The organism is Alloscardovia theropitheci (genome assembly GCF_004332295.1).
GTDB lineage: Bacteria > Actinomycetota > Actinomycetes > Actinomycetales > Bifidobacteriaceae > Alloscardovia > Alloscardovia theropitheci.
Genome location: NZ_RXLP01000008.1, coordinates 43677 through 58284, shown reverse-complemented (window position 1 = coordinate 58284; position 14608 = coordinate 43677). Strand labels below are relative to the sequence as shown.

Genomic DNA, 14608 nt, shown 5'->3' with positions numbered 1-14608 from the left:
GCTATCCAACAGAGATACCGCTCACTTGACACATCACTTCTTAGACCGAGTAACGAAAGAATAAGGACTTATGGCAACAACATTCAGTTCTCTCACCGATCGCCTTGCCGGCGCTTTTAAGAATTTGCGTTCAAAGGGCAAATTGTCTGAAGCTGACATTGACGGCACAATTCGCGAAATACGTCGCGCTTTACTGGACGCCGATGTCGCAGTAGACGTTGTTCGCGCATTCACCGGTCGTATCCGCGAGCGCGCATTAGGAACAGAAGTTAGCGAAGCACTCAACCCTGCTCAGCAGGTTGTGTCTATTGTCAATGAGGAATTGACAGATATCCTTGGTGCTGGAGTAGATCGTCCGCTCAACTTTGCTAAGAATCCGCCAACGATTATCATGCTCGCTGGTTTGCAAGGTGCTGGTAAGACGACATTGGCTGGAAAGCTCGGCTATTGGCTTAAAGATGCAGGGCATACTCCTTTGCTCGTAGCAGCTGATCTCCAGCGTCCAAATGCTGTAACCCAGCTTGAAGTCGTAGGCGAACGTGCTGGAGTAGAAGTCTTTGCACCTGAACGTGGTGTCTCTTCTGAAGCTGTAGCTGCAGGCCTTGCAACTCCTGGAAAAGATTCAGGAAATCCAGTACAAGTCGCACGTGATTCTATCGAGTACGCTCGTCAGAAAATGTATGACACGGTTATTATCGATACCGCTGGCCGTTTAGGCGTTGATGAAGCACTTATGAAACAAGCCCGCGATATTCGCGATGCTGTACAGCCAAACGAAATTCTCTTCGTTATTGATGCCATGATTGGTCAAGATGCTGTAACAACTGCTAAGGCTTTTGATGAAGGCGTCGACTTTACTGGTGTCGTTTTGTCTAAGGTTGATGGCGATGCTCGCGGCGGTGCTGCACTTTCTGTCGCCAGCGTCACTGGCAAACCAATTCTTTTCTCCTCGACTGGTGAAGGTCTTAAGGATTTTGAGGTATTCCATCCAGACCGTATGGCTTCTCGTATCCTTGATATGGGTGATATCCTCACGCTTATCGAACAAGCTCAGAAGCAGTTCGATGAGGATCAGGCACGCGAAGCCGCTGCTAAGCTCTCGGAAGGTAGCTTCGGCTTAGATGACTTCCTCGAGCAGCTTCAGCAAGTAAGAAAGCTTGGCTCTATGAAGTCACTACTAGGAATGATTCCTGGTATGGCAGCACACCGTAAGGAACTCGAACAGCTTGATGAGCGCGAAATTGATCGCACTGAAGCAATTATTCGCTCTATGACTCCTGAAGAGCGTCGCAATCCTTCTATTATCAACGGATCTCGCCGAGCACGTATCGCTTACGGTTCTGGCGTGACGGTAACACAAGTTAATGGTTTGTTGCAGCGCTTTGAGCAAGCAGCTAAGATGATGAAGCGTATGGGCGGATCCACTGGTATTCCAGGCTTCGGCGGAGCGATGGGCATGGGAGCACCAGCATCGAATTCTCGTAAGGGTAAGAAGCTCAAGGCTGCCAATAAGAAGAAGATGAAGGGCAAGAGTGGCAATCCGATGAAGCGCGCTCAAGAAGAGCAGGCACTTCGAGATCGCCTTTCAGGCAAGAAGACAGGTTCTTCCGCACCTCAAGGTGCATCTTTTATGAAGCAACCATCTGCTGATGACATGACACTTCCTTCAGGCATGCATGAAGGAATGCCACAGCTTCCTGAAGGCTTTGGTGGATTAGGCAATTTGTTCGGTGGCAACTAAACGTAGTACATCTCGACAAAAGAGCGCGTCTTCGTCACGAAAAACTAGGTCTACGCAAACATCGCGTTCAGCTAGCGTTTCACGAGGACGCGCTTCTTCTGTTAAATCTGATAAAACACGATTGAGCAAATCGCGTGGCTCTCAACGTAATCAATTATCTTCCTCAAAGCAACGTTCTGAGCTTCTTCAGCGTGCCGGCGTGCGTAGCAACAAAAGTAGTAACAAGAGTTATCAGCATCGCACCGGTTCTTCCCGTAATCGTAACACAAGGAAAATTACTATGATTTCAGCAATGTCAGTTATTGCTTGGATAGCAATTGTTCTCATAGCTGGATGGATGGTTTTAAGGTATCTTCCAGCAGGAATGGATGCTCAATATCCATTCACGTATCTCATAGCCCTCATTCCTTTGCTTGCGGTGCCGTTAGTTATCATTGGAATCTTTGCTATCGCAACAAAAAATACCGCGCAAATATGGGTTACGACCATTCTGCTCGTCATTCATATGCTGTGGTCACTTACTTTTTACCTTCCAATGCCGCCTGCCATAACCACGGTACTTGGATCACCACAGCAAACAATTGAGTCAACAGTTTCTAGTTCTCAGACTGCTCACAGCGATTCGCCTACTCCAACTCTTACAGTTATGACTGCCAACGTCATGCGCGGTCGCGCTGATACAAGCGTTATCATGCACACAATAAAGCATGAGCATGTTGATGTGCTTGCTGTACAAGAGGTCAACGATAAATTTGTTCAGCAATTGCACGATAACGGAATTCTTCAAGAATTAGGCTTCGAACAATTAGGCGAAAAAACTAATCATGATAATGCAGGTTTTAATGCATTATGGTCACGCTACCCTGTTTCTCAAACTGGTGCTGAATTGCTCAAAAATATGGGATCTAATACCCCTTGGATGACTATTAATGTAGCTAATCATCTAGTGCGCATTATTTCTACTCACCCGTACTCTCCTCATCGTAGCCTCAAACAGTGGCACAGTGATATATCTGCACTCCAGCAAGTGACCACCGACTCTGATGTACCAAGTATCGTCATGGGAGATCTTAATTCGAGTACTTTTCACGGAACTTTCCGATCTGTTGTCGATGCAGGGTTGGTTGATTCGTCGCTCGAAATTCATCATGGACCGCATACAACTTTCCCATCTTCATGGGCGTTCGTTCCTCCTCTTATCGAAATCGATCATGTGCTGCACACACGTGAATTGCGCGCGATTGATATGAAAACAGTAAAGATTCCACGTACAGATCATCGTGCGCTCGTTACGACAATTACATGGAAATAAACGAAGGTAATCTCAGCCCGCTCGTACAATATACTTAAAATTACGCAGTGCCCATCGCATCTGACAGCATGATAAGGAATACTACTATGGCAAAAGCACGTGGTAAGAACAACTCAGCTCAGGGTTTTTCTGAAGAGTGGGATTATACACATCCAAGTGGCGTTCGTGCACATATCGCGCGCAGAAATGGAACATCTATTTTCTCAGTAGTCTTTAGCCATGCTGGTAATCTCAAACTCGTAAATGGCGATTATGAGATACAGACTGATAGTAAATTCATTCCTCACGGCATTGTCGACAACATTATCGCAGACGATATCGCTGCAGCACAAAAGGCTACGCGTAATTAACGAATTAATGAGTGCTTCGAGTAGCTGAGTTGGTCCATATTTGTTGATTTGTAATGTACAGTCTCTCAAACATGGAGCATTTTAGGCTGAGCACACTTTTTTGCCGTAGAATCAATATCGTATAGCTTGCTGACAAGAAAAAACATACTATAATATTTATTAACTTTTAGATACATTGATGTATCCCAAAAGGAACGATTAATGTCACTGCAAAAGTTGTAGCACTACTGTATACACAGTTCGAGAGAGAATTTGAGGGAGGTATCTATTTTGTTAAAGGTACTCAGTCAATTACACCTCTCATTATGATGATTCTTCATCATAATCCATCCCCTCCTTCATACAGATAAGGCACAGACTCCGCTAGTTCCTTATCTGTCATGATATGTATTCATAGATGAATACATATCCCGTCACCTCATTCTTCACATGAAGTGTATAAAACTTACCCACATTAAAAAGGAAATCACAATGTATCATCGACGATGCATAACGACAATATCCAAGATATGCGTACTCCTGCTCATCATATCTACAATGTCATGCTCTCCCATCACCCACTCACAATCTGAGCCAATGAGTTTTGAAGAAGCACAAAACCCACAGTTCACCGTTTCATGGTTGCGTCGATATACAGAAACATACACGGTCAACCATTTCAACCCTCATACCGAGCTTGGCGCCGCTGTCATTAAAGGGTCAGGATCTGTAGAATTTTCAGAACCTGTTGCTAAAGATGAGACTTACCAGCTTACGATGCTTTGCTCACCATCGAATAATTACTCCTACTCATTCGGTGTTGCTAATAAAACTGGTGAAAAGCGCAGAATAGGTTTAGTGGAAGGCTGTGCAAACAAAGGAGGGGATACATACAGCCTAGCTTCATCGTATTTCGCAGGAGGTACTTCTGCTTGGATAAAAGGTGAGAGCCATACTACCTTTATCATCATTGTTTATAAATATAAAACAAAATTAGAGGCTGAAAGGTATAAGTAATCCTGTTTAAGTGACGAATGTACCTAAATATAACGTGCTGAATCGAGAGACTTCGTGTCATATCCATTTCGCAGCGAGTTGTACCGTTCAAACAAAGATATCGTGCTACAGAAACAATAAAATCTCGTAGCAATCCTTTGCACAATCATATTCACTTCACGGCAAGGATTTATCGAGTCTTTCGTATATCATAGTGAACGTTATCTGCGTGCGTTGGCGCCCTCAATCCCAGCGTTCGCGGGGTACACGTTTGTCAATGATTTCGTGCCCCACACGGATGACCTGATAAACACCCTTATGATACAAGGAGAGCCATCTTGGCAACTAAGATTCGTTTGAAGCGTTTCGGTAAGAAGTTCTACGCATTCTACCGCGTAGTAGTAGCAGATTCACGCGTAAAGCGCGACGGTAAGGTTATTGAAGAGATCGGCGTATACGATCCAAACAAGCAGCCTTCCCTCATTCAGATTGATTCTGAGCGCGCTCAGTACTGGCTTGGCGTTGGCGCACAGCCATCCGAGCCTGTTTTGAACTTGCTCAAGATTACAGGTGACTGGCAGAAGTTCAAGGGCTTGCCAGGCGCTGAAGGTACATTGCGTACAGCAGAAGACGGTCCAGATGCAGCAGCACGTATTGAAGCTGCTGACAATCAGGCTCAGAAGCTCAAGGCTGCAAAGGCTGAAGCTAAGGCTTTGGCTGCAACAGAAGCAGTTGCAGAAGATGCAGCTGAGGTTGCTCGTGTAGCTGAAGAAGAAGCTAAGGCAGAAGCTGAAGGCATTGCTGAAGCAACAGGTTCTGAGGTTGAGTAAAAATGTTGACTAAAGCGGTAGAGCACTTGATTAAGAACATCGTCGATTTTCCTGACGATGTATCAGTAAAGTCTCATGAAAGCTCTCGTGGTGAGCATATTCGTGTACGTGTTAATCCTGAAGATATCGGTCGAGTAATTGGCCGTCAGGGTCGTACAGCATCAGCTATCCGAACTGTGGTTCAAGCTATTGCAGACCACAACGTCCGAATTGATATCCTCGATGCGCGCCGCTGATTCTACGCAGACCAACCCTCAACAGCGCAAGTTGTTGAGGGTTTGTCGTATTGGACGAGCTCAGGGTCTTAAAGGCGAAGTTAATGTTCGTCTCTTTACTGATGATCCTGAGCATCGTTTTACTCCTGGTTCTACCCTTCTTGCACGTGACGGTCGTCAATTCGTAGTGCTCAAATCACGCAATTATAAGAGCCGTTGGATTGTTCTCTTTGAAGGTGTAACAGATCGTAACGCATCCGAAGCGTTGAACGGTATAGATTTATTCATTGAGAAGGAACGCGTATCCGACCCCACACCTACGCCTGAATCCAAGCACCATGAGGAAATATCAGCTAACGATAACTCAGATACCCTTCATGAACCTAGCAAATCAGATGAAAATACTGAAAATGAAGGTTGGTATTTGGACGATCTTGTAGGACTTGAAGTACTACAGGTGGATGATCCGCAAGCTGCACGCGCTGCGGACTATGATGGTGTCGAAGCACATCCTATCGGTACAGTGTCATCAGTAATTAATAACGCTGCACAAGATTTGCTCGAGTTACGTTTAGATAACGGCAGAAAACCACTCATCCCATTTGTCGAGCAAATCGTACCAATTGTGGATATTGATGAAGGATATATTCTTATCGACCCTCCAGCAGGGCTGCTTGATTTGTAGTTATCTGCTCATACTTCTCATGTATAAAGTTTCCCTCCCCTAAAAATTTCTTAAGGTGTCCCGTGCTCATTGATATCGTGTCAGTTTTCCCAGAATACTTCGATGTACTCAATCTGAGTTTACTTGGAAAAGCTCAGGATAAGGGTCTTCTTGAATTCAAGGTACATAATCTACGCGATTGGACACACGACGTCCATCACAGTGTCGATGATACTCCTGTCGGCGGTGGAGCCGGCATGGTGATGAAACCGGAAATTTGGGCAAGCTGTTTAGACGATTTACTGGGGATTCCTCCTCTTACTGATATACGCGATGCAGATCCTGAGCGTGGAAAAAATTCCAATGCTATTCTCGTTTTTCCAAATCCTTCAGCACCCACCTTTACTCAAAATGATGCTACAGAACTGTCACACGCTGACCATCTCATCTTCGGTTGCGGTCGATATGAAGGATATGACGGACGCTTGCCAGCGTATTACGAAGCCCAAGGATTTGATGTACGCGAGTATTCTATCGGTGATTATGTGCTTAACGGTGGAGAAGTTGCCGTATCTGTCATGGTAGAAGCTACCACTCGTCTCATTGACGGTTTCATGGGAAATCACGCCTCTATTGAGGAAGAATCATACACCGGTTCAGAAGGACTTTTGGAACATCGTCAATACACTAAGCCAGCATCTTGGCGCGGTATGAATGTCCCAGAAATCTTACTTTCTGGACATCATGCACACATTAACCGTTTCCGTCGAGATGAAGAATTACGCCGCACGTCTGAAATTCGTCCAGATATTATTGAGAAGCTCGATTGCCGTACTCTCGATAAGAAGGATCGTAAGATTCTCATGGAGCTTGGATGGAACGTTTCGGGTGATTTTCCGCGTAGATAATATCATCTACGGCATCTTCCGCTATCGCGGCAGAATTACACACAATCTACTGTGTATGTCCAAAGTGTGACCATCAATAGAACTCCTAGAATCAGAGTATTACACTAACTGTTAATACTTATTTTAGGGGGGCTCCCACTTCCAGAATTGCTGCTTCTCCCAAAAGGCGAGAAAGAAGTAGTAACGATGACGACTACAATGAAAAAGACTATCGCTGGGATTCAATCGTTCCCCTTTAATTTCCGCCAACTCATTTATGGTAAGAGTCTGCTCAATATCGCCGACAGTTTCTACGCCGTAGCGCTTTCCGTAGGTCTTGTATCTATCTATCACATTGAAGCAGGGCAATTATCAACTTTTACGCTTATCGCCATGATTCCGGCGATGTTTGGTTTTCTTGTCGGAGCGCGAATTGATGCCATTAAGGCGAAGAAAAATTGGCTTATCGCATGTCAAAGCATGTACGTATTCCTCGTCATTCTCATGACTTTATGTATGTATATGCGCGTTCCGGTGGCTGTCTTGTGCGCAGTGAATTTTCTTTTTTATTGCTTAACATCTGTTATGAGCGCTCTCGATACGAGTGTCATTCCTCAGGCGCTTGACGATGATGAGGAGCTTATCGAGCGTTCTGTCGATGTTCAATATTTGACTGGAAATATCCTCAATATTGCGTCCAATTTCGCAGCTTCCGTACTTCTTGGGTTCGTCACATATTCCGTTGTGCTAAATCTAAGTGTTCCATTTTTCGTCGCAGGAATTTTCTTCTTCTGGAGGATGAAAATTTCAAATAATCAACCATTGATTAACTCATCAGATTCTGCTGAATCAACACGATATCGCTTCCATGATTCCATCCGATATTTTTCTCAGCAACGTGTGCCTTCGACAATTATCATGTGTGAAGCATTTCTCAGTGGAGCTCTCGATGTACTTTTTGCATTAGCACCACTCTATCTCGTGTCTATCCACATAGATGTTACATGGATTGGCCTTGTGATTGCTATTCAACAAGGCGCGGATTTACTGGGCTCTGTTTGCGCGCCATTTATCCGTATCAAGCCTACACACTTCTTCTGCTGGGATTACATTATCTCAGGTACTGCTCTTTTGCTCGTTTTTGTCATGCCTTCAATCCCGGCGAAGATTATTGCATTTGCTATCGGCTACTTCGTCATTGGCATCTCAGGAAATTACTTCAGTAAGATGCTCTTTAGCTCATATGACCATCAGCGTTTAGGAAGCGTCGATACTATTATCCGCTCGCTATATGCAATCTTTGGGATTGCTTTCTTGCTCATTCCGAATTTCTATAGCAATATTACTGTGCTTGGGATTGTATTTAATGCAGCCACTATTCTTTTCGGAATTGGGCTTGCTATCCATATTTATGCTAAACTTCGTATGTAGAAAACTTCAGTTTCGCCGTAATCCTTGCGTAGGTATATTTCAAATCCTTCCGGAGCTGAAATATCCGTAGAACGAATTGAACGTTCCACCATAAGGACGCCGTCAGTAGAAAGAGTAGTACTAATACGTGCGATTTGTTCATTCACCGTGTCCGTTTCCACAGCGTACGGAGGATCCATAAAAACGAGATCGAAAAGTTCCGCGCTTCCTGCTACTTTTTGCGTATATTTTTCCGCCTGCGCACGAATAATTTTAATAGATAATTCACGCGCATGAGGCCCTTTAAAACTCTGCGCAGTCTGAGCAATCAAACGAGCAATCTGCGCATTTGATTCCACAAAAGTTACCGAAGCCGCTCCCCTGCTAAGAGCTTCAAATCCTAACGCTCCCGTACCAGCGTAGATATCAGCCACGCGCGTATTATCAAGCATCCCCATAGACTCAAGATGGGAAAAAATCGCCTCTTTCGTACGGTCAGTCGTTGGACGAGTCGTCGACGCGTTCTTCGGCGTCTTAATCTCTTGACCTTTAAATCGACCAGCAATAATGCGCATACTGATAACTTAGCACTTAGGGGTTATTTGCAGATACTATAGTTTTCTTATATTTACACTCACACTCACACTCACACTCACGAGCTCTTCAAATATTCAGCTGTCTCTCGTTCAAAGTCAAGCACTGCTCCGAGTAATTCAGGTTCGACAGACAGATTCTTATCCTTTTCGATAAGAGCCTCAGCATCTTCGCGAGCATGGACGATAACTTCCGCATCTTGGACAACTCTCAGAAGCTTAAATGAAGAAGCAATTCCCGACTGAGAGTCTCCCAGCACATCGCCAGCACCTCGCAATTCAAGATCAGCCTGTGCGATCACAGCTCCATCCAGAGAATTTTTGATGACATCCAATCTTTCCTCTGCCACGCTTCCTGGCTGAGCATTATTGACGAGGAACGCCCACGATTGCGTACCGCCACGACCTACTCTACCTCGTAGCTGATGAAGTTGAGAAAGACCATAATTATCAGCATCAAATATGATAATACAGCTTGCTTGAGGAACATCCACTCCTACTTCGATTACAGTAGTAGCAACAAGTACGGGTGCCTCACCGTTCGCAAAACGTTCCATCACAGCATTTTTCGTCTCGTCATCATCTCGCCCTGTAAGCGTTTGAATTTCGATACCGGAGAACTGTGGAAGCGAGCGCAAACGTTCAGAAATTTCATTTACCGAGTGAAGAGTTCTACGATTCGAGTCTTCAATAGGCTCACCCGTTTGCGGATTAAAAAGCTCATCCGTAAAGGAATCCATTGTCTCGTCAATTTCGGTATCATCATCAATGCGAGCGCAAACAACGTATACTCTCTCACCAGCATCTATTCGTTGTCGAGCATGTATAAAGACCTTACGCATAGTTGCGCCGTCATTTTCTTGCACGAGTACCGTACGTATAGGCTTTCGGCCTCCTGGAAGCTCCGTTAGCCAAGAAATATCAAGGTTGCCGAACCACGTCATTGCAGCAGAGCGCGGGATAGGGGTCGCAGTCATGACGAGCATATGCGGCACCATTCCATCTGTATTAATTTCAGAACGCAAAATCTCACGTTGTTCCACGCCAAAACGATGCTGCTCATCAATAACAGCAATTGCTAAATGAGGCGCTTGGAAAGTTTTTGCAAAAGCGGCGTGAGTTGCGACGACAATGCATGGCACACCAGAAGCAGGAATCGAAAGCGCACGTCTACGCTCAGCGAGTTTCATACCACTGTGCAGAAGTACAATAGGAATCTCACTTAGTCCGGCTGCCGTAAGCATATTCGAGATACTTGCGATGTGTTGTTGTGCAAGAACTTGTGTTGGAGCTACGATAACCGCTTGCTTACCGGCTCCCACTGCTTGGAGGAGAGCAGCAAGCGCGACGATAGTTTTACCAGATCCGACCTCTCCTTGAAGAAGTCGACTCATCGGCTTACCGGACGTCATATCGCGCGTAATTTCTTTAATAACATCCTGCTGCCCGCCCGTAAGCTTAAATGGAAGAGAGGAAATAAGCCGCTCGACATATCCTTGCTCATCGACACAACTGTATGCATGAGCCGAAGAATTATCCTCTCGCATCTTAACCATGGCAGTTTGCGATATGAGCGCTTCCTCATACCGTAATGTTTCTATACCACGATTAAAATTCTGCTCATCAGATGGCAGATGAATTGCGATAATTGCTTCCGCTTTATGCAACAAATTCCGCTGAGCTCGGACAGATTCAGGTATGACATCAGGAATAACATGACAAAGCTTTTCGATATCTACAATTGACTCATCGAGCACTTCTGGGCTCGCATCCTCCTCTTTCCGAATCGTAGGCATTTCACCCGCAAGAGCCTTGAGCATGCTCACAATTGATTCGTGAATATGTTCAGATGAAATCGTTGAGTTCGCATGATAAACAGGTCGCGGCCGGCTCAGACGATCAATTGCTTCCTCTATTGTGTCCGCTTCACCCGATCGTGGGACGTCGAATGAATCATCACGGACAACGCATGTCTGCGGATGCGTAAATTGAATAAAACCGCCATATTCACTCGGCATTCCTTGGACGGCAAGTTGCGCACCTGCATAAAGGCGATTTGTAATATATGAAACGTAATATTTCTTATACGTGAAATAGACAAGACGCGCATCTACACGCGAACCATCACTTACGCGCACCTCTACTCGATACCCATTTCGAGCGGACATTGGAGTCACACGCGTGTCCATTACTGTTGCACTGAAAGCTACATTCTCACCAATTTTTATATCATCAATTGATTTTACCGGTACTCGGTTCGTAGCGCGGAACGGGTAATAGCCGATAGCATCTGCGATGGTAATAACACCTAGCTTTTTAAGGGCACCAATGCGGCGCTTGTTCGTTAGCACCGATGATATTGCTGAATGAATATCAACCATTGTAGCTCCCTATACTTGTGAGTCTTCTGGACTGGTCGCGTTTCACGACTTGATTTAATCTTACTGTAATCGTGGCGCTAAATGTATACCAGTCTTACGGCCGATTTTCAATCTATTACTTTTTCGTCAATTCCAATTTATTTTTTGCAGATCTTCCCATTTCGCGAACGGATACGAGCTGTGAAAGATAATTAAACGGGACGAGTTGCAAAAAATTCAGTATGGATAGCTTGTAAGAGCCCCAATTCGCACGAACTTATTGCCTATAAGCCGGCTATTATCAGCTCGGCGCTGGCAATAAAAAACCCCAGGATTTCTCCCGGGGTTAGTTCGTGGCTTAACTATGCCACGCGACGCTGAACCTTGCCAGCCTTAAGGCAAGAGGTGCACACGCGGAGGCGAACGTTCTCGCCATCAACAGTAGTACGCACAGCCTGGAGGTTTGGCAGGAAGCGACGCTTATTACGAATATGCGAATGCGATACGCTATAACCGGTCTGTGGACCCTTACCGCATACTGCGCAACGAGCTGCCATGATGGACTCCTCTGCTTATTTAAGTCTTAAACTCACATCTTCCATGCATCTAGATAAATAAGCCTGTGGGCATAATCCACCTAGCGCAAACAACTTCTTTATGTTACACGAGGAGGCAGACCTTTGCAAATCTTGACTCCCCGTCATTCCTCACAGCTTAACAATTTCTCCATCATTTTCCCGCTTGCTTGCTTTGTCATTTTCTCCGTTTTTTTCTTCTCGGTTTTCTCTCCATTTGCTCCACGGTTTTCTCTGTGGTTTTCTCCTCAATCCTCGCGTGCTACGCCCTCAACGAAATCACTGTGAAAATATCGGCGGGATATACGCAATCTCCTTGTACCGGATACGCAAAAGATATACATTAATTCAGATAGTACAGATAAATCACAGTAGTTGAGGCCTCATGTCAGATTTTTTGCAACCGTTTACTTCATGGATTAATAGCCACACAGACCGAATTATCTTTTTCGCAATTGCGTTCGTTCTGGCATGGCTCATCTCACGGTATACCGCTAAAGGAATGCACGCGGTTCTTGATCGCTCCCCTATTCCAAGCACATCACTGTACATCAACATCACTCGCGTAACTATCTGGGTATTGGCAGCGATTGTCGTTCTTAAACCTGTTTTTGGAATTGAAGCTAATTCCCTCATAACAGCTCTTGGAGTCGGTGGTGTTGCTATTTCTCTTGGTTTACAGGCTACCATTTCGAATGTAGTCAGCGGTTTCGGGCTTATGGCTGGAAAGGTTATTAAACCGGGAGATCGTATAGCAATTAATGGGGTTCGTGGCACTGTTAAGGATGTGACATGGAGGCATACTGTCGTTACTGAACGTGGCGGCAATGAAATGTGGATCCCAAACTCTGTCCTCAATACAGCTACTCTTGAAAAACTTCCACGTACGAATGAAGCACTTACTACTTTGCCGATATTGCTCAAATCCAATATTAATGTGCGCGAAACTGTTGCTGACATTGTTGAAACTGTGAAAAACGCTACTCTCAATCATGCTATGAGAGGTACGACTCCAACTGTACGTTTAACGAGTTTCACCGCGTACGGAATCGAAGCTAACGTAATCCTTTATGCAAAAGATAAGACATCATTTGCCATCATCCAAGATGCGACCGCGCGCGCTCTAGCAGGAAAACCTTACATGGCAACTGCGCAAGATACCCCAACCACACCGACAGCATCAACGATTGCGTTAAACAATCTAGGCCCTTCATCGGATTTGGCCGATTTAGTGGCAACTCGAATCATGAAACCACCAGTTGAAATTTTTGCTGACGATGAGGACGAAGATAGCAACGAAGATGAAAAGGATTAATTGCGTTCGAGTATAAGGTGAATATGCCCTTTTCTTAAAATCCAAAGTCTCAAAGGACACTAAAGCCGACCAATAGTAACGCATTGGTCGGCTTATTCATTATTTTTTTGCAAGTTATCCCGCTTTGTATATCCGATTTTCTTATTTATGCACTGACGACGGTCGAACTTGCAAAAAATACGCGGGGACTGCATATGCACGGGATGTATCGATGACTACATATACAGATACGCGTATATTTCCTACTTCTCCTCGAGCACTCCCTCGATAAGCTCTGTAATCAACTCCGAGTATGGCAATCCGGTTGCCTCCCACGCTTTTGAATACATAGAAATCGGTGTGAATCCTGGCATCGTATTAATTTCGTTAACCATCACGTCTCCATCCGTAGTAACGAATGTATCGACTCTGCTCAGGCCACTTCCATCTACCGCGATAAACGCACGAGCAGCTACTTCTTGAACTTTCTCCAAGGTTTCTTGTGGAAGGCTGGCAGGTACTTCGACATGAGATGCCTGATCATCCATGTATTTGCTATCAAAATCATAGAAATCAGTTGTATTATGGGCATCGATAACAACTTCACCCGGCAAAGACGTACGTGGAAGTTCACCAGCACGTGGAGCTAGCACGGCACATTCAATTTCTCGACCGTTGACGCCTTGCTCGACAAGAATTCGCCAATCGTGTTTAGCCGCCTCAGCTACTGCTGCCTCAAGTTTGCCAGCATCAGCCGCATCCACACGTGTTACTCCAAATGAAGAACCAGCTCGAGATGGCTTTACAAATACTGGGTATTGCAATCCTTCATCAGATACACGCTTTTGGAGCCAATCACCAGAGCGTTGCTGCTCATGACGTGCATCCACAGTAAACCCATCAGCCACAGGAATGCCGGCCTCGCGCAAAAGTTCCTTGGTGTAATGCTTATCCATGCATGCCGACGATGCAAGAACTCCACATCCTACATAAGGTACATTCATCATTTCAAGCAATCCCTGCACAGTTCCATCCTCACCAAATGGACCATGCAATACAGGAAATACGGCATCTATATGACCAATAGATTCAACAGAGCCATCAGAATTCATTGCCAAGAATCCATCGCCTCCACGCGAAGGATCGAGAACTATGTAGCGGGAGTTTTCTGTTGGTTCAACTTCTGGGAGTTTTCCTGATGCTTTCGAATCATCAAGTGACCATGTTCGTGGATCTTGCCCATTGACAATCCACTGCCCACTTTTTGTAATTCCCACAGGAATCGCATTAAATTTCTCATGATTTAACGCATTGAGCACTCCAGATGTAGAAATACATGAAATTGAATGCTCGTCAGCTTTTCCGCCGTATAAAACAACGATATTTTTCTTACTCATCGTGT

At 45.0% G+C, this 14608-nt stretch carries 14 protein-coding genes; 10 read left to right on the top strand and 4 right to left on the bottom strand.

Features of this window, described 5'->3' with window-relative positions; translation table 11 throughout:
• The first annotated feature begins 70 nt into the window (after window positions 1-70).
• From ffh to EJ419_RS02260, 9 genes are all read left to right on the top strand, one after another.
• Window positions 71-1741: a signal recognition particle protein gene (ffh, locus tag EJ419_RS02300; RefSeq protein WP_131283313.1), complete on the top strand. Its 1671-nt coding sequence runs from the start codon at window positions 71-73 to the stop codon at window positions 1739-1741.
• Window positions 1731-3053 (top strand): endonuclease/exonuclease/phosphatase family protein, encoded by a 1323-nt coding sequence (locus EJ419_RS02295; RefSeq protein WP_131283312.1) that lies wholly within the window; start codon window positions 1731-1733, stop codon window positions 3051-3053. Before ffh ends, EJ419_RS02295 begins: the two co-directional genes overlap by 11 nt.
• A gap of 86 nt (window positions 3054-3139) precedes the next feature.
• On the top strand, window positions 3140-3403 hold the full coding sequence (locus EJ419_RS02290) for a hypothetical protein (protein ID WP_131283311.1): 264 nt from the start codon (window positions 3140-3142) through the stop codon (window positions 3401-3403).
• Between the two features lie 576 nt (window positions 3404-3979).
• The gene (locus EJ419_RS02285; protein WP_131283310.1) at window positions 3980-4399 is read left to right on the top strand and encodes a hypothetical protein; all 420 of its coding nucleotides are present in this window, start codon (window positions 3980-3982) and stop codon (window positions 4397-4399) included.
• 317 nt (window positions 4400-4716) lie between these two features.
• Window positions 4717-5208 carry a 30S ribosomal protein S16 gene (rpsP, locus tag EJ419_RS02280; RefSeq protein WP_131283309.1) on the top strand — a complete coding sequence of 164 codons (492 nt, stop codon included), beginning with the start codon at window positions 4717-4719 and terminating at the stop codon, window positions 5206-5208.
• A 2-nt stretch (window positions 5209-5210) separates the two neighbouring features.
• Window positions 5211-5444 (top strand): RNA-binding protein, encoded by a 234-nt coding sequence (locus EJ419_RS02275; protein ID WP_131283308.1) that lies wholly within the window; start codon window positions 5211-5213, stop codon window positions 5442-5444.
• Complete coding sequence (locus tag EJ419_RS02270) at window positions 5431-6108, top strand: ribosome maturation factor RimM (RefSeq protein WP_131283307.1); 678 nt, start codon at window positions 5431-5433, stop codon at window positions 6106-6108. The genes EJ419_RS02275 and EJ419_RS02270 overlap by 14 nt, the downstream gene beginning before the upstream one ends.
• A 62-nt stretch (window positions 6109-6170) precedes the next feature.
• Complete coding sequence (gene trmD / locus EJ419_RS02265; RefSeq protein WP_131283306.1) at window positions 6171-6995, top strand: tRNA (guanosine(37)-N1)-methyltransferase TrmD; 825 nt, start codon at window positions 6171-6173, stop codon at window positions 6993-6995.
• Window positions 6996-7181: 186 nt separating this feature from the next.
• The gene (locus EJ419_RS02260) at window positions 7182-8405 is read left to right on the top strand and encodes an MFS transporter (protein WP_240680307.1); all 1224 of its coding nucleotides are present in this window, start codon (window positions 7182-7184) and stop codon (window positions 8403-8405) included.
• Here the strand turns inward: EJ419_RS02260 and rsmD are convergent.
• The 3 genes from rsmD to rpmB all read right to left on the bottom strand — a co-directional run bounded on the left by rsmD (window position 8384) and on the right by rpmB (window position 11894).
• Window positions 8384-8959: a 16S rRNA (guanine(966)-N(2))-methyltransferase RsmD gene (gene rsmD, locus EJ419_RS02255; RefSeq protein ID WP_131283305.1), complete on the bottom strand. Its 576-nt coding sequence runs from the start codon at window positions 8957-8959 to the stop codon at window positions 8384-8386. The two genes, EJ419_RS02260 and rsmD, sit on opposite strands and share 22 nt — an antisense overlap.
• Before the next feature lie 77 nt (window positions 8960-9036).
• Window positions 9037-11358, bottom strand: coding sequence for an ATP-dependent DNA helicase RecG (locus EJ419_RS02250; protein WP_131283304.1), 2322 nt, complete (start codon window positions 11356-11358; stop codon window positions 9037-9039).
• 341 nt (window positions 11359-11699) lie between these two features.
• Complete coding sequence (gene rpmB, locus EJ419_RS02245) at window positions 11700-11894, bottom strand: 50S ribosomal protein L28 (RefSeq protein ID WP_018142574.1); 195 nt, start codon at window positions 11892-11894, stop codon at window positions 11700-11702.
• Window positions 11895-12297: 403 nt separating this feature from the next.
• Here rpmB and EJ419_RS02240 point away from each other — a divergent pair, with 403 nt between their 5' ends.
• Window positions 12298-13227 (top strand): mechanosensitive ion channel family protein, encoded by a 930-nt coding sequence (locus tag EJ419_RS02240; protein ID WP_131283303.1) that lies wholly within the window; start codon window positions 12298-12300, stop codon window positions 13225-13227.
• A 242-nt stretch (window positions 13228-13469) separates the two neighbouring features.
• On the opposite strand, the gene EJ419_RS02235 is transcribed toward EJ419_RS02240, so the two are convergent.
• Window positions 13470-14603 carry a D-alanine--D-alanine ligase family protein gene (locus EJ419_RS02235; RefSeq protein WP_131283302.1) on the bottom strand — a complete coding sequence of 378 codons (1134 nt, stop codon included), beginning with the start codon at window positions 14601-14603 and terminating at the stop codon, window positions 13470-13472.
• Window positions 14604-14608: the final 5 nt, after the last annotated feature.

What these genes read in the sequence shown, in the direction of transcription:
- ffh (WP_131283313.1), top strand. Translation starts at nt 71, where the DNA reads ATGGCAACAACATTCAGTTCTCTCACCGATCGCCTTGCCGGCGCTTTT.
- EJ419_RS02290 (WP_131283311.1), top strand. Translation starts at nt 3,140, where the DNA reads ATGGCAAAAGCACGTGGTAAGAACAACTCAGCTCAGGGTTTTTCTGAA.
- EJ419_RS02285 (WP_131283310.1), top strand. Translation starts at nt 3,980, where the DNA reads ATGAGTTTTGAAGAAGCACAAAACCCACAGTTCACCGTTTCATGGTTG.
- EJ419_RS02275 (WP_131283308.1), top strand. Translation starts at nt 5,211, where the DNA reads ATGTTGACTAAAGCGGTAGAGCACTTGATTAAGAACATCGTCGATTTT.
- EJ419_RS02270 (WP_131283307.1), top strand. Translation starts at nt 5,431, where the DNA reads ATGCGCGCCGCTGATTCTACGCAGACCAACCCTCAACAGCGCAAGTTG.
- EJ419_RS02260 (WP_240680307.1), top strand. Translation starts at nt 7,182, where the DNA reads ATGACGACTACAATGAAAAAGACTATCGCTGGGATTCAATCGTTCCCC.
- rsmD (WP_131283305.1), bottom strand. Translation starts at nt 8,959, where the DNA reads ATGCGCATTATTGCTGGTCGATTTAAAGGTCAAGAGATTAAGACGCCG.
- EJ419_RS02250 (WP_131283304.1), bottom strand. Translation starts at nt 11,358, where the DNA reads ATGGTTGATATTCATTCAGCAATATCATCGGTGCTAACGAACAAGCGC.
- rpmB (WP_018142574.1), bottom strand. Translation starts at nt 11,894, where the DNA reads ATGGCAGCTCGTTGCGCAGTATGCGGTAAGGGTCCACAGACCGGTTAT.
- EJ419_RS02240 (WP_131283303.1), top strand. Translation starts at nt 12,298, where the DNA reads ATGTCAGATTTTTTGCAACCGTTTACTTCATGGATTAATAGCCACACA.
- EJ419_RS02235 (WP_131283302.1), bottom strand. Translation starts at nt 14,603, where the DNA reads ATGAGTAAGAAAAATATCGTTGTTTTATACGGCGGAAAAGCTGACGAG.